Origin of the sequence: Corynebacterium sp. CCM 9203, assembly GCF_041357675.1 — a bacterium.
Lineage (GTDB): Bacteria > Actinomycetota > Actinomycetes > Mycobacteriales > Mycobacteriaceae > Corynebacterium.
In genome coordinates this window covers 323,322-345,391 of the sequence record NZ_JAUERY010000002.1, presented here as the reverse complement: position 1 = coordinate 345,391, position 22,070 = coordinate 323,322, and the positions used below count along the sequence as shown (strand labels likewise).

The 22,070-nt window shown below is 60.0% G+C and carries 16 protein-coding genes; 10 read left to right on the top strand and 6 right to left on the bottom strand.

Translation table 11 applies throughout. The annotated features are described in order from the left end of the window. Positions 1–310: 310 nt before the first annotated feature. From rplJ to tuf, 9 genes are all read left to right on the top strand, one after another. Complete coding sequence (gene rplJ, locus QWU44_RS04880) at positions 311–832, top strand: 50S ribosomal protein L10 (RefSeq protein ID WP_370914579.1); 522 nt, start codon at positions 311–313, stop codon at positions 830–832. A gap of 98 nt (positions 833–930) precedes the next feature. Continuing rightward, the gene (gene rplL / locus QWU44_RS04875) at positions 931–1,314 is read left to right on the top strand and encodes a 50S ribosomal protein L7/L12 (RefSeq protein ID WP_370914578.1); all 384 of its coding nucleotides are present in this window, start codon (positions 931–933) and stop codon (positions 1,312–1,314) included. Positions 1,315–1,488: 174 nt separating this feature from the next. Further along, complete coding sequence (locus QWU44_RS04870) at positions 1,489–2,475, top strand: DUF3068 domain-containing protein (RefSeq protein WP_370914577.1); 987 nt, start codon at positions 1,489–1,491, stop codon at positions 2,473–2,475. Between the two features lie 357 nt (positions 2,476–2,832). Continuing rightward, positions 2,833–6,330, top strand: coding sequence for a DNA-directed RNA polymerase subunit beta (locus QWU44_RS04865; protein WP_370914902.1), 3,498 nt, complete (start codon positions 2,833–2,835; stop codon positions 6,328–6,330). A gap of 140 nt (positions 6,331–6,470) precedes the next feature. Next, on the top strand, positions 6,471–10,475 hold the full coding sequence (locus QWU44_RS04860; RefSeq protein ID WP_370914576.1) for a DNA-directed RNA polymerase subunit beta': 4,005 nt from the start codon (positions 6,471–6,473) through the stop codon (positions 10,473–10,475). A gap of 339 nt (positions 10,476–10,814) precedes the next feature. After that, complete coding sequence (gene rpsL / locus QWU44_RS04855) at positions 10,815–11,186, top strand: 30S ribosomal protein S12 (protein ID WP_198734971.1); 372 nt, start codon at positions 10,815–10,817, stop codon at positions 11,184–11,186. A gap of 3 nt (positions 11,187–11,189) precedes the next feature. After that, positions 11,190–11,657 carry a 30S ribosomal protein S7 gene (gene rpsG, locus QWU44_RS04850; protein ID WP_370914575.1) on the top strand — a complete coding sequence of 156 codons (468 nt, stop codon included), beginning with the start codon at positions 11,190–11,192 and terminating at the stop codon, positions 11,655–11,657. A gap of 349 nt (positions 11,658–12,006) precedes the next feature. Then, positions 12,007–14,136: an elongation factor G gene (gene fusA / locus QWU44_RS04845; protein ID WP_370914574.1), complete on the top strand. Its 2,130-nt coding sequence runs from the start codon at positions 12,007–12,009 to the stop codon at positions 14,134–14,136. Between the two features lie 407 nt (positions 14,137–14,543). Next, complete coding sequence (gene tuf, locus QWU44_RS04840) at positions 14,544–15,734, top strand: elongation factor Tu (protein ID WP_370914573.1); 1,191 nt, start codon at positions 14,544–14,546, stop codon at positions 15,732–15,734. Positions 15,735–16,855: 1,121 nt separating this feature from the next. Here the strand turns inward: tuf and QWU44_RS04835 are convergent. The 6 genes from QWU44_RS04835 to QWU44_RS04810 form a co-directional block, all read right to left on the bottom strand. Beyond that, entirely contained in the window at positions 16,856–17,425 is a 570-nt protein-coding gene (locus QWU44_RS04835; protein ID WP_370914572.1) for an alkaline shock response membrane anchor protein AmaP, read from the bottom strand. After that, a complete protein-coding gene (locus tag QWU44_RS04830; protein WP_370914571.1) occupies positions 17,422–17,970 on the bottom strand; it encodes a DUF6286 domain-containing protein in 549 nt (182 codons plus the stop codon). The genes QWU44_RS04835 and QWU44_RS04830 overlap by 4 nt, the downstream gene beginning before the upstream one ends. Continuing rightward, positions 17,963–19,897 (bottom strand): Asp23/Gls24 family envelope stress response protein, encoded by a 1,935-nt coding sequence (locus QWU44_RS04825; protein WP_370914570.1) that lies wholly within the window; start codon positions 19,895–19,897, stop codon positions 17,963–17,965. The genes QWU44_RS04830 and QWU44_RS04825 overlap by 8 nt, the downstream gene beginning before the upstream one ends. Positions 19,898–19,902: 5 nt before the next feature. Then, on the bottom strand, positions 19,903–20,073 hold the full coding sequence (locus tag QWU44_RS04820) for a hypothetical protein (RefSeq protein ID WP_370914569.1): 171 nt from the start codon (positions 20,071–20,073) through the stop codon (positions 19,903–19,905). An 83-nt stretch (positions 20,074–20,156) separates the two neighbouring features. Continuing rightward, entirely contained in the window at positions 20,157–20,465 is a 309-nt protein-coding gene (locus QWU44_RS04815) for a hypothetical protein (protein ID WP_370914568.1), read from the bottom strand. 7 nt (positions 20,466–20,472) lie between these two features. Continuing rightward, complete coding sequence (locus tag QWU44_RS04810) at positions 20,473–20,982, bottom strand: Asp23/Gls24 family envelope stress response protein (protein WP_370914567.1); 510 nt, start codon at positions 20,980–20,982, stop codon at positions 20,473–20,475. Positions 20,983–21,750: 768 nt separating this feature from the next. Here QWU44_RS04810 and rpsJ point away from each other — a divergent pair. Then, entirely contained in the window at positions 21,751–22,056 is a 306-nt protein-coding gene (gene rpsJ / locus QWU44_RS04805; protein WP_003854291.1) for a 30S ribosomal protein S10, read from the top strand. The last annotated feature ends 14 nt before the right edge of the window (positions 22,057–22,070 follow it).

Genomic DNA, 22,070 nt, shown 5'->3' with positions numbered 1-22,070 from the left:
CGGTACGGGATTTGACGGTAGCGATAGCAAAGATTACAATGACCATTTGAAGTTTGAACGGCGTGTATCGTGTTGCGCCGAGCTCAAGTTTCACCGAAGACCGTCGGTCATCCCTCAGAGGATCGAAGGAGTCCGCCATGTTGCGGATCGGCCCACGCAGGAGACACTTGGAGCCACTTACCTCCTACCAGGTATGTGCCCCGTGCTCTTGCACGGGGCTTTGTCGTGTTCCGGCCGCATTGTGGACGGTGCAGCGGAGAAAGCCCCGGCGGATCAGATGACATACACACATGAGGAAGGAGGCGAAGTAATGGCTAACGCAAAGAACGTCGCCGCAGTGGCTGAACTCAAGCAGCGTTTTGAGTCCACCAATGCCGTCGTGCTCACCGAGTACCGCGGACTGTCCGTGGCTCAGACCACGCAACTGCGTAAGGCTCTCGGCTCGGACGTCACGTACTCCGTCGCCAAGAACACCATGATCAAGCTGGCTGCGAAAGAAGCCGGCGTTGAAGGTCTTGATGATGTCCTGACCGGTCCCACCGCAATCGCCTTCATCGAAGGCGAGGCTGTTGACGCAGCCAAGGCGATGAAGGACTTCGGCAAGGACAACAAGGCGTTCGTGGTCAAGGGTGGCTACATGGACGGCGAATTCCTGAGCGCAGCTCAGGTTGAAGCCATCGCCGAGCTGGACAATCGCGAGACCACCCTCGCGAAGCTGGCTGGCGCCATGCAGGGCAGCTTGGCAAAGGCCGCAGGCCTGTTCAACGCACCGGCTTCCCAGATCGCACGCCTCAGTGCTGCGCTCCAGGAAAAGAAGCAGGGCGAAGAATAAGTCGTTTCCGCCACACGGCATGAAACGCACAGAGTTATACCACCGCACAAACTTTTCGGTCCGGTTCGTCCGGGCCACCAACTGAAAGGACTGCCACCATGGCTAAGTTCACCAATGACGAGCTCATCGAGGCTTTCAAGGAAATGACCCTCATCGAGCTCTCCGAGTTCGTGAAGCTCTTCGAGGACACCTTCGACGTCACCGCCGCCGCTCCGGTCGCTGCTGTTGCCGCCGGTGGAGCCGCTCCGGCCGCCGCTGAAGAAGAGAAGGACGAGTTCGACGTCGTGCTCGAGGACGCCGGTGCCAAGAAGATCGGCGTCATCAAGGCTGTCCGCGAGATCGTTTCCGGCCTGGGTCTGAAGGAGGCCAAGGAGCTCGTTGAGTCCGCTCCGAAGGCCATCATCGAAGGCGCGTCCAAGGACGATGCCGAGGCCGCCAAGGCGAAGCTCGAAGGCGCTGGCGCAAAGGTCTCCCTGAAGTAATCCTCTGGGTTCCACTTCTGTTCCCGTCCTCTGGCGGTGACAACTTGAACGGTCCCTACCACTCCCGTCAAGGAGTAGGGTAGGGACCGTTCGCCTTTTCCAGTCCCACCGGAGAGCGGCGAGCAGATGGACCGGGTGCGTAGCGCGGCCCGCATCGGAGGTAGCATCGGGGGCATGCTTGCGAAGTCGCGTATTTTCTCGGTGTTGCTCCTCGGGTTTGGATCAGCTCTCCTCACCTGGGGACTTGTGTCACCGCATTTCTTTCACGACGACGGCAGGCTTCCCCTGTCGCTGGAAGATACGACCCTGACAGTTCGGGACGACACCGCGGAAACAACGGTGAATCCCGGTCCCGGTGAGATCGTGCCCGGGCCGGTGATCCGGCAGCATCACGTCGAACTCGTCGATCCCGCCGATGCGGAAACTGTGACCGTCCGGATCGGGTCGACGATGATGCGCGAGGCGGACGTGGATGATATCGAGCGTCTGGTCGAGGCATCGGTGTGGAGTTTCGTCATGGACCGCAGGACAGGTGAAGCTGTCGGTCCTGCGACGATGACCTCGCAGCTCGGCTTGCCTCCATCGGAAGTCCCGGTGACGGGTCTATGGGCGAAGTTCCCTGTCAATCCGGGAAAAACGACCTATGAGGTTTTCGATGGCTCGCTGCGGGGCAGTGCACCGGCGGTGTACATCGATTCTGTTGTATTGGGCGACCGCATGGTCAACATCTATCGGCAAACGATTGAACCCACGAATTTGGCCACTCGCTATGCGGACTTCTTCAACACCACTACCTTTGATACGGAAGACGGTGGTACGGAACCCGGCTACCTCTTCTATTCCGCGGAGCGCGACTGGTACGTCGATACGGAGACGGGCCTGATCGTCGATATTCGGGAGAAACTTGACAGCTATTACGGAACTCGCGATGGGGAGGTCCGGAAACCGGTTCTCCGGTTCGATGGTGCCGGCACTCAGGAGTCAGTCGACGGTCTTCTCGCGGAGGCGGCGAGAATTCCCGACGGCTCGGGCCAGCGCACGTTCACCAGGATTCTCCTCGTTCTCGGAGGCTTCCTGATGCTCGTCGGGCTACTCGGCGCGTTCTTCGGTTGGCGTCGGCCGAGGGGGCCGGTGGAACACCGTGAGGGTGTTTCCGGGTAACGGAGCTAATTTCCGGGGACGCTGTGCATCGAAGTGGGGCCGTATCTGTTAGGGTGGCGCCTGCACCTCCCTCTCCGCCCGGCTCGGCGAGTTCGTCGGAAACCCTTTCTCCGGGGTCCCGTCCGCTTATCACCGGAAACTGGCGCTTTACAAGCTGTGGGTATTGGTATAGGCTAGGTCGTTGCGCTGGAATATCTCTCCGGTTATGCTGTCCGACCTTGACCAATCGGGTTCAAAAACCCGGTTTGACAAGGTCATTCAGTGCTATCCGGGGATGAATGGTTCCACAGCAGACCAAATGCTAAAAATTCTAGCGGAACGGGCCCACCATCGTCGTGGGTGTGCCCACCGCGTGAGGTGCTGGAAGGACGCATCTTGGCAGTCTCCCGCCAGACCAAGTCAGTGACCGAAATCCCCGGAGCTCCGCAGCGTTATTCGTTCGCGAAGATCACCGAGCCGATCGAGGTGCCTGGACTTCTCGATCTGCAGCTTGAATCTTTCGCGTGGCTCATCGGAACGCCCGAGTGGCGTGAACGTACCCAGGCCGCAATGCCCGAGGGTACCCGAGTGAGCAGTGGACTGGAGGACATCCTCGAGGAACTGTCCCCGATTCAGGATTACTCCGGAAATATGTCCCTGTCGCTGTCGAAGCCCCGTTTCGACGAGTTCAAGAACTCGATTGACGAATGCAAGGACAAGGACATCAACTATTCGGCTCCGCTGTATGTCACAGCGGAGTTCGTCAACAACGAAACCGGAGAGATCAAGTCCCAGACGGTCTTCATCGGTGATTTCCCGATGATGACCGACAGGGGCACCTTCATCGTCAACGGCACCGAGCGTGTCGTCGTCAGTCAGTTGGTGCGTTCTCCCGGTGTCTACTTCGACCAGACCATCGACAAGTCGACCGAGCGGCCGTTGCATGCCGTGAAGGTCATTCCTTCCCGTGGTGCCTGGCTTGAGTTCGACGTCGACAAGCGCGATACCGTTGGTGTCCGCATCGACCGGAAGCGTCGTCAGCCGGTCACCGTACTGCTGAAGGCACTCGGTTGGACGACCGAGCAGATTGTGGAGCGCTTCGGCTTCTCGGAGATCATGATGTCGACCCTGGAGGCTGATGGTGTCTCGAACACCGACGAGGCACTCCTGGAGATCTACCGCAAGCAGCGTCCGGGTGAGCAGCCCACGCGTGACCTCGCGCAGTCTCTCCTGGACAATTCGTTCTTCAAGGCGAAGCGTTATGACCTGGCGAAGGTCGGCCGGTACAAGGTCAACCGCAAACTGGGGCTCGGTGGCGACAATGAGGGCAACCTCACGCTGACCGAAGAGGATATTGCCACCACCATCGAGTATCTCGTCCGGCTGCACGCGGGCGAGACCTCGATGAAAGCCCCGGACGGTCAGATGATCCCGGTGGAGACCGATGACATCGACCATTTCGGTAACCGTCGTCTACGTACCGTCGGTGAACTCATCCAGAACCAGGTCCGTGTCGGTCTGTCACGGATGGAGCGTGTCGTCCGTGAGCGGATGACCACCCAGGATGCCGAGTCGATCACCCCGACCTCACTGATCAACGTGCGGCCGGTCTCCGCCTCGATCCGCGAGTTCTTCGGAACCTCGCAGCTCTCACAGTTCATGGACCAGAACAACTCTCTGTCCGGGCTGACCCACAAGCGTCGCCTCTCGGCGCTCGGTCCCGGTGGCCTGTCGCGTGAACGCGCCGGCATTGAGGTTCGCGACGTGCACCCGTCGCACTACGGGCGCATGTGCCCGATTGAGACCCCTGAGGGCCCAAACATCGGCCTGATTGGCTCACTCTCCTCGTATGCTCGGGTCAACCCCTTCGGCTTCATCGAGACCCCCTACCGCAAGGTTGTCGACGGACGTCTGACCGATGACATCGACTACCTCACAGCGGATGAGGAGGACCGACACATCGTCGCCCAGGCGAACACCCCGTACGACGAGGACGGACTGATCACCGAAGAACAGGTGGTCGTGCGTATGAAGGGCGGGGACAACGAGGTTGTCGAGCGCGAGCGCATCGATTACATGGACGTTTCCCCGCGTCAGATGGTCTCCGTCGGTACCGCGATGATTCCGTTCCTCGAGCATGACGACGCCAACCGTGCCCTGATGGGTGCGAACATGCAGAAGCAGGCCGTGCCGCTGGTCCGCGCCGAGTCGCCGTACGTCGGCACCGGTATGGAACTGCGCGCAGCCTACGATGCCGGTGACCTCATCATCTCCGCGAAGTCCGGTGTCGTGGAGAACATCGCCGCAGACTTCATCACTATCATGGGCGACGACGGTATCCGTGACACCTACATGCTGCGTAAGTTCCAGCGAACGAACCAGGGCACCTGCTACAACCAGAAGCCTCTGGTGGACATGGGGGACCGGGTCGAAGCCGGACAGGTTCTCGCCGACGGTCCCGGCACCCACAAGGGCGAGATGGCCCTGGGACGGAACCTGCTCGTCGCGTTCATGCCCTGGGAAGGTCACAATTACGAGGATGCGATCATCCTCAACCAGCGTCTGGTGGAGGAGGACGTTCTCACCTCCATCCACATCGAGGAACACGAGATCGACGCCCGCGACACCAAGCTCGGTGCCGAGGAGATCACGCGTGAGATCCCGAACGTTTCCGAGGATGTCCTCAAGGATCTCGACGATCGTGGCATCGTGCGCATCGGCGCCGACGTCCGCGACGGAGACATCCTCGTCGGTAAGGTCACCCCGAAGGGTGAGACTGAGCTGACCCCGGAAGAGCGTTTGCTGCGTGCGATCTTCGGGGAGAAGGCCCGTGAAGTCCGCGATACCTCGATGAAGGTTCCGCACGGTGAGACCGGCAAGGTCATCGGCGTGCGCCGCTTCGCTCGCGAGGACGACGATGACCTCCCGCCCGGAGTCAACGAGATGATCCGTGTCTACGTCGCACAGAAGCGCAAGATCCAGGACGGCGACAAGCTCGCGGGACGCCACGGAAACAAGGGTGTTGTCGGTAAGATCCTTCCCGCCGAGGACATGCCCTTCCTGCCTGACGGCACGCCGGTCGACATCATTCTGAACACCCATGGTGTTCCGCGTCGTATGAACATCGGCCAGGTTCTCGAGGTTCACCTCGGCTGGCTCGCGGCCGCCGGTTGGCACGTCGATCCGGAGGACGCCAAGAACGCCGAACTCATCAAGACGCTGCCGGATTCGCTCTACGATGTCCCGCCGGAGTCCCTTACCGCCACACCGGTGTTCGACGGTGCCTCCAACGAGGAACTCGCGGGCCTGCTCGCGAACTCCCGTCCGAACCGTGACGGTCAGACCCTGGTCGACGGCAACGGCAAGGCTCAGCTCTTCGACGGTCGTTCAGGTGAGCCCTTCCCGTACCCCGTGTCGGTCGGCTACATGTACATGCTGAAGCTGCACCACCTCGTCGACGAGAAGATTCACGCCCGTTCCACCGGCCCGTACTCCATGATCACCCAGCAGCCGCTCGGTGGTAAGGCCCAGTTCGGTGGACAGCGTTTCGGTGAGATGGAGGTGTGGGCGATGCAGGCATACGGTGCCGCCTACACTCTTCAGGAACTCCTGACCATCAAGTCCGATGATGTCGTGGGCCGCGTCAAGGTCTACGAGGCGATCGTCAAGGGCGAGAACATCCCCGATCCGGGTATCCCGGAGTCGTTCAAGGTTCTCCTCAAGGAGCTCCAGTCGTTGTGCCTTAACGTCGAGGTCCTCTCGGCTGACGGCACCCCGATGGAGCTGGGTACCACGGACGACGACGAGTTCGACCAGGCAGGTGCCTCACTGGGCATCAACCTGTCCCGCGACGAGCGAACCGACGACGTGGCCTGACAGCGAACGGACACCGCACGACGGTCTGACCGCAGGCCACCGAACCCGCGAGGGAACGGTGGCCTGCGGACGGGCAGCTAATCACCGATATTCTTTTCTTCACACAACACCCCCGGAAAGACGGGGGGAAAGGGAGTTACGTGCTTGACGTCAACTTCTTCGACGAACTCCGCATCGGCCTTGCGACGGCCGATGACATTCGCCGCTGGTCCAAGGGCGAGGTCAAAAAGCCGGAGACCATCAACTACCGAACCCTGAAGCCCGAGAAGGACGGCCTGTTCTGCGAGCGGATCTTCGGACCCACCCGCGACTGGGAGTGCGCCTGCGGCAAGTACAAGCGTGTCCGTTACAAGGGCATCATCTGCGAGCGCTGTGGCGTCGAGGTCACCAAGTCCAAGGTACGTCGTGAGCGCATGGGCCATATTGAGCTGGCGGCCCCGGTCACCCACATCTGGTACTTCAAGGGTGTCCCGTCGCGTCTCGGCTATCTGCTGGATCTCGCGCCCAAGAACCTTGAGCGCATCATCTACTTCGCCGCCAACATCATCACCTCCGTCGACGACGAGGCTCGCCACAACGACCTGTCCACTCTGGAAGCGGAGATGCTCCTGGAGAAGAAGGACGTCGAGGCTGACGCCGAGTCCGATATCGCAGACCGCGCCCAGAAGCTTGAAGAGGATCTCGCGGAGCTCGAGGCCGCCGGAGCGAAGGCTGATGCACGCCGCAAGGTACAGAATGCCGCCGACAAGGAGATGCAGCACATCCGGGAGCGTGCAGAGCGCGAGATCGCCCGACTGGATGAGATCTGGAACACCTTCGTCAAGCTCGCACCTAAGCAGATGATCGTCGACGAGACGATCTACTCGGAGCTCGTTGACCGTTACGAGGACTACTTCACGGGTGGTATGGGTGCGGAAGCTATCCAGACCTTGATCCGAAACTTTGACCTCGACGCTGAGGCCGAGGAACTGCGCACTATCATCAACGAGGGTAAGGGCCAGAAGAAGGCCCGGGCGCTCAAGCGACTCAAGGTCGTCGCTGCGTTCCAACGCTCCGGTAACGACCCGGCGGGCATGGTCCTGGACAGCATCCCGGTCATCCCGCCGGAGCTGCGCCCGATGGTCCAGCTCGACGGTGGTCGGTTCGCCACGTCCGACCTGAACGACCTCTACCGTCGCGTGATCAACCGCAACAACCGCCTCAAGCGCATGATCGATCTCGGTGCACCCGAGATTATCGTCAACAACGAGAAGCGGATGCTGCAGGAGTCCGTCGACGCACTGTTCGACAACGGTCGCCGCGGACGACCCGTTACCGGGCCGGGCAACCGCCCGCTGAAGTCGTTGTCCGATCTCCTCAAGGGCAAGCAGGGTCGTTTCCGTCAGAACCTGCTTGGTAAGCGCGTCGACTACTCCGGTCGTTCCGTGATCATCGTCGGTCCGCAGCTCCGTCTGCACGAGTGCGGCCTGCCGAAGCTGATGGCGCTGGAGCTGTTCAAGCCTTTCGTCATGAAGCGGCTCGTTGAGCGTGAGTTCGCGCAAAACATCAAGTCCGCGAAGCGCATGGTCGAGCGTCAGCGTCCCGAGGTCTGGGATGTGCTCGAGGAAGCCATCTCTGAGCATCCCGTGATGTTGAACCGTGCTCCCACCCTGCACCGCCTGGGTATCCAGGCCTTCGAGCCCGTGCTCGTCGAGGGTAAAGCCATTCAGCTCCACCCGCTCGCGTGTGAGGCATTTAACGCTGACTTCGATGGTGACCAGATGGCCGTCCACCTGCCACTGTCCGCAGAGGCACAGGCCGAAGCTCGTATTCTCATGCTTGCCTCGAACAACATCCTCTCCCCGGCGTCCGGTAAGCCGTTGGCCATGCCCCGACTGGACATGGTTACCGGTCTGTACTTCCTCACCCTGCAGAAGAACACCGATGAACTGGGTGGTCAGGGTGCCTACGAAGCCGCGACCGGGAATGGCCCGGAACGTGGTGTCTACAGCTCCTTCGCTGAGGCGATCATGGCCTACGACCGGGGCGTCCTCGGTCTACAGGCCCCGATCAAGGTTCGGATCTCCCACCTTCGCCCGCCGGCGGACATCGAAGCGGAGCAGTTCCCCGACGGTTGGAACCGCGGTGACGTCTGGATGGCGCACACCACTCTCGGCCGGATCATGTTCAACGATCTGCTGCCGTGGAACTACCCGTATCTGGAAGGCGTCATGGTCCGTAAGGGCGGCGGCACCGACAAGATCATGCTCGGTGACGTCATCAACGACCTCGCCTCCCGTTACCCGATGATCACCGTCGCGCAGACGATGGACAAGATGAAAGACGCCGGTTTCTACTGGGCCACCCGGTCCGGCGTCACGATCACCATGTCCGACGTGCTCGTCCTTCCGAACAAGGCGGAGATCCTCGACCGTTACGAAGCTGAGGCACGAGAGGTCGAGCGCAAGTATTGGGTCCAGGGCGCACTCACCGAACGTGAGCGCTACGACCGTCTGGTCGAACTCTGGAAGGATGCCACGGACACGGTCGGTAAGGCCGTCGAGGACATGTACCCCGACGACAACCCGATCCCCATGATCGTGAAGTCCGGTGCCGCCGGTAACATGCGTCAGATCTGGACCCTGGCGGGTATGAAGGGCATGGTCGTGAACTCGAAGGGTGACTACATCACCCGTCCGATCAAGACCTCCTTCCGTGAGGGCCTGTCCGTTCTGGAGTACTTCAACAACTCCCACGGTTCCCGTAAGGGCCTGGCCGACACCGCGCTACGTACCGCCGACTCCGGTTACCTCACCCGTCGTCTCGTCGACGTCGCACAGGACGTCATCGTCCGCGAGGAGGACTGCGCGACCCGACAGGGCATCAAGGCTCCGGTGTCCGTCGAGGTCACCGATGCACAGGGCAACGTGAGCGGACATCGGCGTCACCAGCTCGTCGAAACCTCGGTCACCGGCCGGGTTCTCGCAGCGGATGCCACGAACTCCTCTGGAGAGGTCATTCTCGCCGCAGGTTCAGAGCTCGGTGAATTGGAGATCGACGCACTCGTCGAGGCAGGTGTCGCCGAGGTTAAACTCCGCAGCGTTCTGACCTGCCAGACCCCCACCGGCGTCTGTGCTAAGTGTTACGGCCGTTCGATGGCGTCCGGCAAGCAGGTCGACATCGGAGAAGCCGTCGGCATCGTCGCCGCGCAGTCGATCGGCGAGCCCGGTACCCAGCTCACCATGCGTACGTTCCACCAGGGTGGTGTCGGTGGTGACATTACCGGTGGTCTGCCGCGTGTCCAGGAGCTTTTCGAGGCCCGCGTTCCGAAGAATAAGGCGCCGATCGCGTCCGTCGCCGGAACCGTTCATCTCGAGGACGAAGGTAACTTCTGGACGTTGACGATCACCCCGGATGACGGCTCGGACGAGGTCATTTACGAGAAACTGTCTAAACGACAGGGGCTCGCGATGATCAACGCCCCGATGGAGTTCTCGCCAGGTTCGCACATCGACCGCACCCTACAGGAGGGCGACCATGTTGATGTGGGCGACCGACTGCTTCGTGGTCCGGCGGACCCGCACGACGTCCTCGAGGTCCTCGGACGCCGTGGCGTTGAGCAGCACCTCATCGACGAGGTGCAGGCTGTCTACCGTGCTCAAGGTGTGGCAATCCACGACAAGCACATCGAGATCATCATCCGCCAGATGCTGCGGCGTGGCACCGTCATCGAATCCGGCTCCACCGAGTTCCTTCCCGGTACGCTCGTTGACCTTGCTGAAGCGAAGATCGCGAACGCCGAGGCTCGGGCGGCGGGCGGCGACGTCGCCGCACTACGCAGTGAGATCATGGGTATCACGAAGGCCTCGCTCGCAACCGAATCGTGGTTGTCGGCGGCCTCCTTCCAGGAGACCACCCGCGTGCTCACGGACGCCGCGATCAACAAGCGCTCTGACAAGCTCATCGGGCTCAAGGAGAACGTGATCATCGGTAAGCTGATCCCGGCCGGTACCGGCATCTCCCGCTACCGCAACATCTCGGTCAAGCCGACCGAGGCGGCGCGGAATGCGGCGTACGCGATCCCGACCTACGGCGACTCGATCTACGGTGACGACGGTTACGGTGAGTTCACCGGGCCTTCCGTCCCGTTGGACGACTACAGCTAAACCGTTTCCTTCGGGGGAGAGCAGCTCTCCCCCGTGGGCAAGGCCCCCGGTGGTGCTTCGCACCTTCCGGGGGCCTTGGATTTAACGGTGTCTCTGTTCCGCCGATACCGTGGTATTGGAGGTGAGGTTGGATTCCTGTGGCTGGTGAGGTATGGTAGTTAGTTAGTCCCACGTCTCCATGGTGGGAGCCTGAATTTCCCCGGTAGGCCAGCGAGAGCGGCTGACTGGGTTTCGCGCGTTTTCATTACGTTTCGCGCGATCAGGCGACAAGCAAGGAACGTACAGTACTCGGTCGGCGTCATCGAACCGAGGAAGCCGATCAGACAAGAAAGACGGTTCATGCCCACTATTCAGCAGTTGGTCCGAAAGGGCCGCCATGACAAGACCACCAAGGTGAAGACTGCGGCGCTCAAGGGTTCACCCCAGCGTCGTGGTGTGTGCACCCGTGTGTACACGACCACCCCGAAGAAGCCGAACTCGGCGCTCCGTAAGGTCGCGCGTGTTCGATTGACCTCCGGCATCGAGGTTTCCGCCTACATCCCCGGTGAGGGCCACAACCTGCAGGAGCACTCCATGGTGCTCGTGCGCGGCGGCCGTGTGAAGGACCTTCCCGGTGTCCGTTACAAGATCGTACGTGGTTCCCTGGACACCCAGGGCGTCAAGGACCGCAAGCAGGCCCGTTCCCGCTACGGTGCGAAGAAGGAGAAGTAAGACATGCGTAAGTCTGCAGCGCCGAAGCGCGAAGTAGTCAAGGATCCGGTCTACAACTCCGAGGTCGTCACCCAGCTCGTCAACAAGGTGCTCCTGGACGGTAAAAAGTCCACCGCACAGCGAATCGTCTACGGTGCGCTTGAGGCCTGTCGCGAGAAGACGGGCACCGACCCGGTCGGCACCCTGGAGAAGGCTCTCGGCAACGTAAAGCCTGACCTTGAGGTACGCTCCCGGCGCGTCGGTGGCGCCACGTACCAGGTGCCCGTCGAGGTTCGCCCCGGCCGCGCCAACACCCTCGCGCTGCGGTGGCTCGTGAATTTCACCCGCCAGCGCCGTGAGAAGACGATGACCGAGCGTCTCGCCAACGAGATTCTGGATGCCGCCAACGGCCTCGGTGCCTCGGTGAAGCGTCGCGAGGACACCCACAAGATGGCAGAGGCCAACCGCGCCTTCGCCCATTACCGCTGGTAACAGCAGTAGATCAGCTCATGGCCCCCTCGCCGAACACACCGTGTCACGCACGTTTCATTGGATACCCAGCGTATCCGGAGTGTGTATTCAGACCTGGTCCGGTGTCGGGGTCATTGCGCTAATCCACGGTCGTCCGTTATCGGCCCGCTCTCGGACATGAGTCGCGGGTCGCGAGACGGTCGGCGCCGTTCACCTTCGGTTCATCTGAGGTGCCTAAGCTCTCCACGAGCGGCTGGCCCGGGTTTCGGGCCGTGGCGCGGTACGGCAAAGAATTCATATCCACCGGTGACAACATCGCCCGAGCAGACGCCCGGGTAATCACCAAGAACCAACGAGTTTGGGGAACACTGTGGCACAAGAAGTGCTTACCGACCTGAATAAGGTCCGCAACATCGGCATCATGGCCCACATCGATGCCGGCAAGACCACCGCTACCGAGCGAATTCTCTTCTACACCGGCATCAACCGGAAGGTTGGCGAGACCCACGACGGCGCCTCGACCACCGACTGGATGGAGCAGGAGAAGGAACGCGGCATCACCATCACCTCCGCCGCCGTTACCTGTTTCTGGAACAATAACCAGATCAACATCATTGACACACCCGGTCACGTCGACTTCACCGTTGAGGTCGAGCGTTCTCTTCGTGTTCTCGACGGCGCAGTCGCTGTTTTTGATGGTAAAGAAGGCGTTGAGCCGCAGTCAGAGCAGGTGTGGCGTCAGGCCGCCAAGTACGAAGTTCCGCGTATCTGCTTCGTCAACAAGATGGACAAGCTGGGCGCCGACTTCTACTTCACCGTGAAGACCATCATCGAGCGCCTCGGTGCCAAGCCGTTGGTTCTTCAGCTACCCATCGGTGCTGAGGACGATTTTGACGGCGTCGTTGATCTCCTGAACATGCGCGCCATCACGTGGCGCGGCAAGGTCGACATCGGAACCGAACCGACCTACGAGGACATTCCGGAGGATCTCAAGGAGATCGCCGAGGAATACCGCGAGAAGCTGCTTGAGGCTGTCGCCGAGTCTGACGAAGAACTCATGGAGAAGTACTTCGGGGGCGAGGGTCTGTCGATCGACGAGATCAAGGCCGCCATCCGTAAGATGACCGTCAACTCCGAGGTTTTCCCGGTTCTGTGTGGTTCCGCGTACAAGAACAAGGGGATCCAGCCCCTACTCGATGCCGTCATCGATTACCTCCCGACTCCACTGGACATCGGTGAGGTTCACGGGCACAAGGTCGGCGACGAAGCCGTCGAAATGTCCCGTAAGCCCAGTGTCGACGAACCCTTCTCCGCTCTGGCTTTCAAGATCGCCGCACACCCCTTCTTCGGCAAGCTCACCTTCGTTCGCGTTTACTCTGGCCGTGTCGATCCGGGTGCCCAGGTCATGAACTCGACCAAGGGCAACAAGGAGCGCATCGGCAAGCTCTTCCAGATGCACGCCAACAAGGAGAATCCGGTTGATGAGGCCCGCGCAGGTAATATCTACGCGTTCATCGGCCTGAAGGACACCACCACCGGTGACACCCTCTGTGACCTCAATGATCAGATCATCCTGGAGTCCATGGACTTCCCGGATCCGGTTCTGCAGGTTGCCATCGAGCCGAAGTCGAAGGCTGACCAGGAGAAGCTCGGTACCGCCATCCAGAAGCTCGCGGAAGAGGATCCCACCTTCACCGTCAAGCTCGACGATGAGACCGGTCAGACCGTCATCGGCGGCATGGGCGAGCTCCACCTCGACGTCCTCGTCGACCGTATGCGCCGCGAATTCAAGGTCGAGGCCAACGTCGGAGCTCCGCAGGTCGCGTACCGTGAGACGATCCGCAAGCCCGTCGAGAAGCTCGAGTACACCCACAAGAAGCAGACCGGTGGTTCGGGTCAGTTCGCCAAGGTCGTTATCGCTCTTGAACCGTACTCACCGAATCCCGAGGATCTTGAAGAGGGCGAGTCCGCCACCTACAAGTTCGAGAATGCCGTCACCGGTGGTCGCGTCCCGCGCGAGTACATTCCCTCTGTCGACGCCGGTATCCGCGATGCCATGCAGTATGGCTACCTCGCAGGTTTCCCCTTGGTCAACATCAAGGCCTCGCTACTTGACGGCCAGTACCATGAGGTCGACTCCTCTGAAATGGCCTTCAAGGTTGCTGGTTCGCAGGCGCTGAAGGAAGCGGTCGCGAAGGCCAAGCCTGTACTCCTGGAGCCGGTCATGGCCGTCGAGGTCACCACCCCCGAGGAGTACATGGGTGAGGTCATCGGTGACGTCAACTCCCGCCGTGGTCAGATTCAGGCCATGGAAGATCGTGCCGGCGCGAAGGTCGTCAAGGCGAAGGTACCGCTCTCCGAGATGTTCGGTTACGTCGGCGATCTGCGCTCAAAGACACAGGGCCGCGCCAACTACTCGATGATCTTCGACTCTTACGCCGAGGTTCCGGCCAGCGTGTCGACGGAGATCATCGCGCAGCGTAACGGCACCTCCAACTAGGTGCCGTTCGCCCGGGTGTCCCCCAGTCGACGCCCGTGTGACCCTGTTTCTTCCACGCCGTCGTTGGCGAAGAAACAGGGGCACCCAGCCCGGAGCTTTCCGGGTACGGATAGCCAGCGACACAAAGTTGTTCCGCTGGGATGAATCCGCTATAACCTTCCAGTCGCGGGTAACGGTCCGCTGAATTTCCGGGCACCGGATGTTGAGCCGGCCGTTACCCGAGGTACGGGCCTCACCCGTGGTTTGAAAACTGCGCGTTGAGCACCTAGTATCAGGTAACTGGCACAAAAATGAACCAGTCATACTCGTATGCCCCCTTTCAAAAACGTGGGGCTGCCGACAGTATGGCACTACCACCTATGTGGCTGCGAGAGTCGTAGCCACCGCGAAGTCCAGGAGGACATACAGTGGCAAAGGCGAAATTCGAGCGTACAAAGCCGCACGTCAACATCGGTACCATTGGTCACGTCGACCACGGTAAAACCACCACCACCGCAGCCATCACCAAGGTCCTGGCTGAGGCATACCCGGATCTGAACAAGGCCTTCGCCTTCGACGCCATCGATAAGGCGCCGGAGGAGAAGGAGCGTGGCATCACGATTAACATCTCCCACGTCGAGTACCAGACCGAGAAGCGCCACTACGCGCACGTTGACGCCCCCGGTCACGCCGACTACATCAAGAACATGATCACCGGTGCGGCTCAGATGGACGGTGCCATCCTCGTTGTCGCCGCCACCGATGGCCCCATGCCCCAGACCCGTGAGCACGTTCTGCTCGCGCGCCAGGTTGGCGTTCCCTACATCCTCGTTGCACTGAACAAGTGTGACATGGTCGACGACGAGGAAATCCTCGAGCTCGTTGAGATGGAAGTTCGTGAGCTTCTCGCTGAGCAGGAATTCGATGAGGATGCCCCGATCATCCACATCTCCGCTCTGAAGGCCCTCGAGGGCGACCCCGAGTGGACCGCGAAGATCGTTGAGCTCATGCAGGCCTGCGACGACGCTGTTCCGGATCCGGAGCGCGAGACGGACAAGCCCTTCCTGATGCCGATCGAGGACATCTTCACCATCACCGGTCGCGGCACCGTCGTCACCGGCCGTGTTGAGCGTGGCCAGTTGAAGGTCAACGAGGAGGCCGAGATTCTCGGTATTCGCGAGAAGTCCATCAAGACGACCGTCACCTCCATCGAGATGTTCAATAAGTTCCTGGACTCCGCTGAGGCCGGCGACAACGCTGCTCTGCTTCTCCGTGGTATCAAGCGTGAAGACGTCGAGCGCGGTCAGATTGTGGCTAAGCCGGGCGCCTACACCCCGCACACCGAGTTCGAGGGTTCCGTCTACATCCTGTCCAAGGATGAGGGCGGCCGCCACACCCCGTTCTTCGACAACTACCGTCCGCAGTTCTACTTCCGGACCACCGACGTCACCGGCGTCGTGAAGCTGCCGGAGGGTACGGACATGGTCATGCCCGGCGACAACGTTGACATGTCTGTCACGCTGATTCAGCCGGTCGCCATGGACGAAGGCCTGCGTTTCGCTATTCGCGAGGGTGGCCGTACGGTCGGTGCAGGCCGCGTCACCAAGATCACCAAGTAATTTGATGATCTGAACCATCTTGGGAGTGCGTGGGAGTAAATTCCCCGCTGTTCCCGGATCATGAAACACCCCGTTTCCATTTTTGTGTTGGGACGGGGTGTTTCGCTGTGTACAGGTCCCGGGAACGCGTTTCTGTACGGTTTCTTCCCCGGTTTTACCTTGGGATGGCTCGTGAGGAAAGGCACGCTTGGAAGCTTGTTAACTACTCTCCCCGGGGGAGAGGAGTGCTTCTATAGGATTTTTCGTTCGCGTTGGAGAGGAGAGAGAGAAAATATATTTTAGTCGGTGGGCTTGATTGTGGGGTGGGGTGCACTTTGCTGTGAGTCGAGTCCCGTGCAGGGCTTTTCTCAGGAAAACTGGCTAGGCGGTTTTTCGGGGCGGAACGGCTCTCAGTGGCTTAGTAGCAGTATCCGGGGGTAGCGCGTTTTGGTCGTACAGCTTGTCGAGGAGGCCGCCGTCACAGGGATGGTGGAAGAAGGCGCGCTTGTTGATGTCCGGAAGGAAGTCTTTCGTAGCCCGTGATGTCCATTTCCGGAACCTTGGACCAAAAAGTCGGAATATGCCGGACAGCCTATGTCGGCTCGTCTCGGCGGACGGAATGTCGGTCCGTGATCATACCTGGACCCGGTGGGACCGCGTATGCGGGCCCAAATAAAAGCTGTTGAACCAAAGTTTGTCGGCGGCGAAGAAACATGGTTCAGTGAGGGAGGAAGCTGTGCTTGAAACAGTCTCATTCGGAGCAGACATTAAAATAGAGTTTGGAGCATGTTGTTTCCGCCCTGTATTCCCGGTGTTGCTCCGTCCATTCTTCGTGAGAACGGAGCGCCTGCACAGGCTCCCTTCTCCAGAACCCACAACGGCGAAGATAGTATTGTTGGATCGGTAAGAACAGGATTCGTCTAAAATACAGTGTTCGCATGGTATTCAGTAAAAATTGGATGGATCGTTGTCGGTTCTGAATTCCGATGCTCCGAGACCCTATTTGATGTTGCTCTTGCAGGGCGGGTGCACTTTAGACATGGAAAAACCCCTTGCTGCTCTGTTTTCCCGAACCGGTTGATGGGAAGAGGATGAGAGCAGAAGGGGCACCATTATTGAATTTCTTGCCCGGATACTGGTGTTCAGACGTCGTGGTTCTGAGGTACGCGCTCGATGTGTATCCGGTAAGAAGTTGCGATCTCGCGATCCCTTACCGCATCCCGAAGATCGCGTTCCGCTTGTTCAACCGCTTTGTAGATTCCCGGAACGCTGCAATCGGGGTCAGCGTCGATGGTGAACTCCATGGTGGTGAGACCACGATCGACTGCAACCCGTCGTCGTACCCTGGAAACCCCGGGAGCCGCGTCGATTGAAAACGCTACCGCGTCGGCGAGGTTACCGAGATGGAAGCTGATGTCTCCCATGTCGGTCGAGGCAACACTCGTCACCACCGATACTGACCGGCGCCGCACATTCACGATGATTAGCCACAGGCCGATGATGATACCGGCAGCCACCGTAACGATGAGCGCCCAGAGATACCATGCTTGGTCTGCGGCATTACGCCACATTTCTTGGTCGGCGTAGGCGGTGATGCGTTCAGCTTGTTCAACATCGAAGAACAGTGCGATCGACCAGGCCCCAAGGAGCGTGAGAAGGAGGCCGATGATGAACACGAGCAGTCGATCGACGAAAGCCAGTCCATGGCTCATTTGTTGGTCTCCTTCTTCTGGACACTCACGTTTAGTGAGGGGGAACCGCCGACGAGACTGACCAAGGGTTCGAGAGAACGCTGCAGATTGTCGCGGAGTTCGGAGTCCTGTGGATTACCGATAACGGTCACGTTGATGCTTCGCTTCTTGGCCACAGTGTGAGCGGCCATGACCCCGGGGATTCGCTGAGCGCTGGCTGTACACATCCGTGCCACATCCACGGGGCGCATCCAGACCGCTACGGCCGAATCCAGTTCGCGGTGGGTCTTGGTCCGCGGACGCAGAGATGCCCAGAGCAGGAGCAACCCGAGAATCAAGGTTGCGATACCAGCAGGAAGCATCCAGCTCCGATAGGTCAGATGACCGATCCAGTCAGTGGCAGTTGAGATCCATGGCTGCCAATCGATGTCGGTGTAACGAATGTAGAGATCGCGACCTGCGACAGCAGCCGCTGCGATTAGCAGTACACCGAGGAGGATCGCCAGATACCGCGCGACCGGACTGGCTGCGGGCCGGTGTCCCCGAACCGTCTGGATTTCACTCATCTCTCAAAACCGCCTTTGCGTTGGCAGGGTCGACATGCACCGGGATGATGGTGGTGCGTTTGACTGTGATCGGCCGAAGTTCCTTGAGTTTCGGGGTTGGCGGAGTTCCCGAAGCCGAGCTACGAACGCGATCCACTCTTTTATCCACACGTGGTTTCTTGTCCACCTGAAGTGGGTTTCGCTTGACTGGACGTACCCGGGCCGGTGTCGGTTGTTTAACGGGGCTTACTCGGGGTGCCTCGGCATGAATCTGGGCGAGACGATGGGTATCCGGAGCATGGACGCGTCGGAGCCGACGCGCCTTCGGGGTCTCGACCTTCCGTAACGGTGCGGGGTGCGGCAATTCGACTGACCGAGGCTCTGGAGCATCGGGCACGCGCACGGAAATTACCTGTCGAGCAGGAGGAACCGCAACGGTGTACGTCGGGAGTTCGGTTGAGGAGATCTCCCGTAGCGGAGTGGGCGCGGGTAACGAGATTTCTTTCAGGGGTTGAGCTTTGGGAACTGTTATGGGGCGCAGCTCGGTGTCGGATGAGACGGTTGGAGAGAATACCGAAGTTGCGGCTTCACCGGTCACAGAGATCTTCCGCAGATCCTTTGGTTCAGCCGCAGAGATCGTTGCTAGGTCACCACCGGGGGCAACCCCAATCTCTCGAAGTTCGCAGTGATCAGACTCTGAGACCCGAATAGGAGCAAGCTCCCCATTCCCGGTCTGAACGACGATTTCTCGGAGATTCTCGTACTCCCCGCTGCATCGAACTTCATCGAGAGATGCGTTCCTGGCGGTCACGACAACGGGTCGGAGCGGAGGGGTGGTGTCGAAAGACATGAGTTCAGCCTCGGTGACACGCTCTCCACCAGGGACGATCGGACCGACGGTGACGTTGACTCGAACGACCGGGATATCGGTCATATCACGGATCCAGTCAAAAATAGCTGTCCGTACGGTCTCGGCCACGCGGGTCACGGGCGACGGCCAGATGACTGCGACATAGGCATCAATGGAGACAGCGTCCGAGTTACTATCCAGCTCGACATCGAAACGAGGGTATCCGCGCCCCAATACGTCGAGGCCTCCGGAATGCTCGGTTGTCCCGGGGACGCTTGCCGCAGCCTGCCGCACAATTTTGGTGACGGTCTTCTCGGAGATCTTTACCCAACCGCGGCTCGGATTGTCGTCTTCAGGCTCATCGGGAGGGGCCAGGCGTTCGGGGACTGCGACGCGCTTGGTCTCGGAACCGTGATTATCGTCGGAAGACTGGGAAGACGTTTCGGCCTCGGAATCCGGGGATTCTCCTGCCGGAGAAGAGCCGGCATCTTCGGAGTCGCCATCCCCGCCCTCGATATCAGGAGCAATGGAGAGGTCGTTGTCTCCGGATTCGTCATCAAAAGTGTTGGATTCACTGGATCCAACGTGATTCTCCGGGTGATCCGTGTGGCTGTCATCCGTGGTGACTGATCGCGCTGTCATCGAACGGTCTTCGGTCTTTGACACCCGGGGTTCGGAGGTGAGCTCCTGATGGGTCGAGAGCGCGGAGGGGTTAGAGCTTACTTGATCACCTGATAGCTCCGGGTTCTCTGGTGATTCCTTCGGTGCCGGTGTTTCGGACGAAAACGTTTCCGGAGATGTCGACGTCGTATCCTCGCGTGCTGCGGCGTCGCCGGAACCCGTAGCGGACTTGTCACCGTCGACGAGGATTCCATTCTCCCGGAGAATGCGGCGGTCTTCGTCGACCTTGGCGTCTTCGCGGGCTATTTCGATGAGGGCTTCGTCTGCCCGGCGTTCGGCTTCGGCACGGAGACGGGCTTCTACAGTCTCAGCGTCAGTCGGCTCCGGCGTGATAGAAGTTTTTTCCTCGTTGGCCGAAGCTTCGGAGCCGGGTGAACGGCGCTTGGAGGGGCGGGACCTTCCAGAACGTTTCGTCAACGAGATTACCCCCTGTTGCCGGAGCCGTTGATGACTGCGCGGAGATCTATTTTTCCTTCAAAGTGGGCGCCGATGACGCCACCAACGGTAACGAACAGCAGTGCCCAGAGGAAGCCGACCAAGCCACCGAAGATCACGGCAAAAGCAAAAGCGAAGCCGAGGATTAGTCCGGTCACGGTAAGAGATTTCATGACACTCTTTCAGAGTTGAAGTGTTGTGGGAAGAAGGCGTGGAGAACGGAGTGAAGGCGGGCTTCCGGTCATTCAGCGTCGCTGAAGAAGACGTCAACCGGCTGGGTGATGTACTTTTCTGCGATGGTGCGAACTTCCCCGGCGAGTGTGCCGAGGTCCGGGAGTTGTGACAGATCTACGATGAGATGGATTTCCATCCGTGCCTCATCCGGGCAGCCACGGGGCGTGAGCAGGTGAAGCCCACGTACCCGTGCTCCCGGATAGAGCATCGCAACCTCTCCAAACTGCCCGCCGTGCATGCCGGAGACTCCGGGGACCGAGAGAATCTCATCCCGAAGTGCTTCGGCCTGCTCGTGGGATAGGGGATCAGGTTGCACGGAATTCCTACTTGACGCGGGGAGCGTGATCGGTCTGGGCCTCGGGAGCTTCGAGCTCCTTGGTCTCTTCGTCGTCATCGCTCTTGTCGTCATCGAGATCCAGGTGGACGTCGTGTACGGTCACGTTGACCTCGGTGACCTCAAGCCCGGTCATACGCTCGATGGCATTGATGATGTTACGACGGATGGCGTCGGCGAGCTCGTGGATCGCAACACCGTACTCGGCGACGATCGCGACATCGGCGGCGGCCTGGGTTTCACCGACCTCTACGGAAACACCCTGGCGGACGTCAACACGGGAACCGGCCATGTCGCGCAGAGCGCCGAGGGCGCGGGCTGCACCGCCCCCGAGTGCGTGGACACCGGAAACCTCACGGGCTGCCATGCCTGCGATCTTGGCGACGACAACATCGTCGATGTGGGTGCGGCCGTGCTCGGTCTCGAGTGCGGAGTTGTACTCGGGGCTGTTGTCTTCGACGGTGGCGGGGGTCTTGCTGTCGGACTTGGTCTCGCTCATTGAGATGCTCCTCATGTAGTCAGGTGATTGGGGATGCACCATGTTGGCGGTGCACTAGGTCGATACTAGGTGAGGGTTTGGCAGTCTCGCCGCCCTGTGTGCAATACGTTACATGTTTGTCACTTTCCGGGGGTTGGCTTGCCAGCAGGCCGGTGCTGTGTTTCAATGCTTGGGTTGCTTCAACACGATTTTTACGCTTGCGACGACTTGACTGGCTACTGTCGGTTATTGAGTCAACCAAGGGTAAATCGCTGGTGAGGCAAACATGGCACCTGGTGCCTCTGGTTTCCCGGATTTATCGGGTCATCAAAGGGATCTCGGTGTCTCCGCACTCTTGGTCGCACAGCGGCCGGGAAGTGGAGGCCGGGAAACATCACGGGAACATGGCAAATAAACAGCGGCAGTAGGCAGGATGCCCGCCCACGTCAGTTGCGGCCGGTGAGTACTTCTCACTAATTATTCCCCACACCTGACGTCGAGTGGACCTCATCCCGACGACCTGACATACCTCATAAGCTCACAGTAACCTTTCCCCGCTCGGTTAGCCGGGCCAGAAGGAAATTGGTCTCTGTGTCGCATTGCTGGGGGAGTTGTTTGTGGTTCATGTGATCCGGTGAAGGCCCGGTCAGGTTTCCAGACAGGTTCAGGTCAAGACAACTGGCGTTGCGCCCGAGTTTCCGTGAGACACGGCCGGACAACGTTATAGAGATGACAACAGCGACCCCCACCAATCATCGCGATGTGGGGAAGCGAAGAAAGAGGACAAACGTGGCGGGACAAAAGATCCGCATCAGGCTGAAGGCCTACGACCACGAGGCGATCGACGCGTCCGCGCGCAAGATCGTCGAGACGGTCACCCGTACGGGTGCACGTGTCGTCGGCCCGGTGCCGCTGCCCACTGAAAAGAACGTTTACGCCGTTATTCGTTCTCCCCACAAGTACAAGGACTCGCGCGAGCACTTCGAGATGCGCACTCACAAGCGTCTCATCGACATCCTTGACCCGACACCGAAGACGGTTGACGCGCTCATGCGCATCGACCTTCCCGCAAGTGTCGACGTCAACATTCAGTGATCGCGTAACCAGTC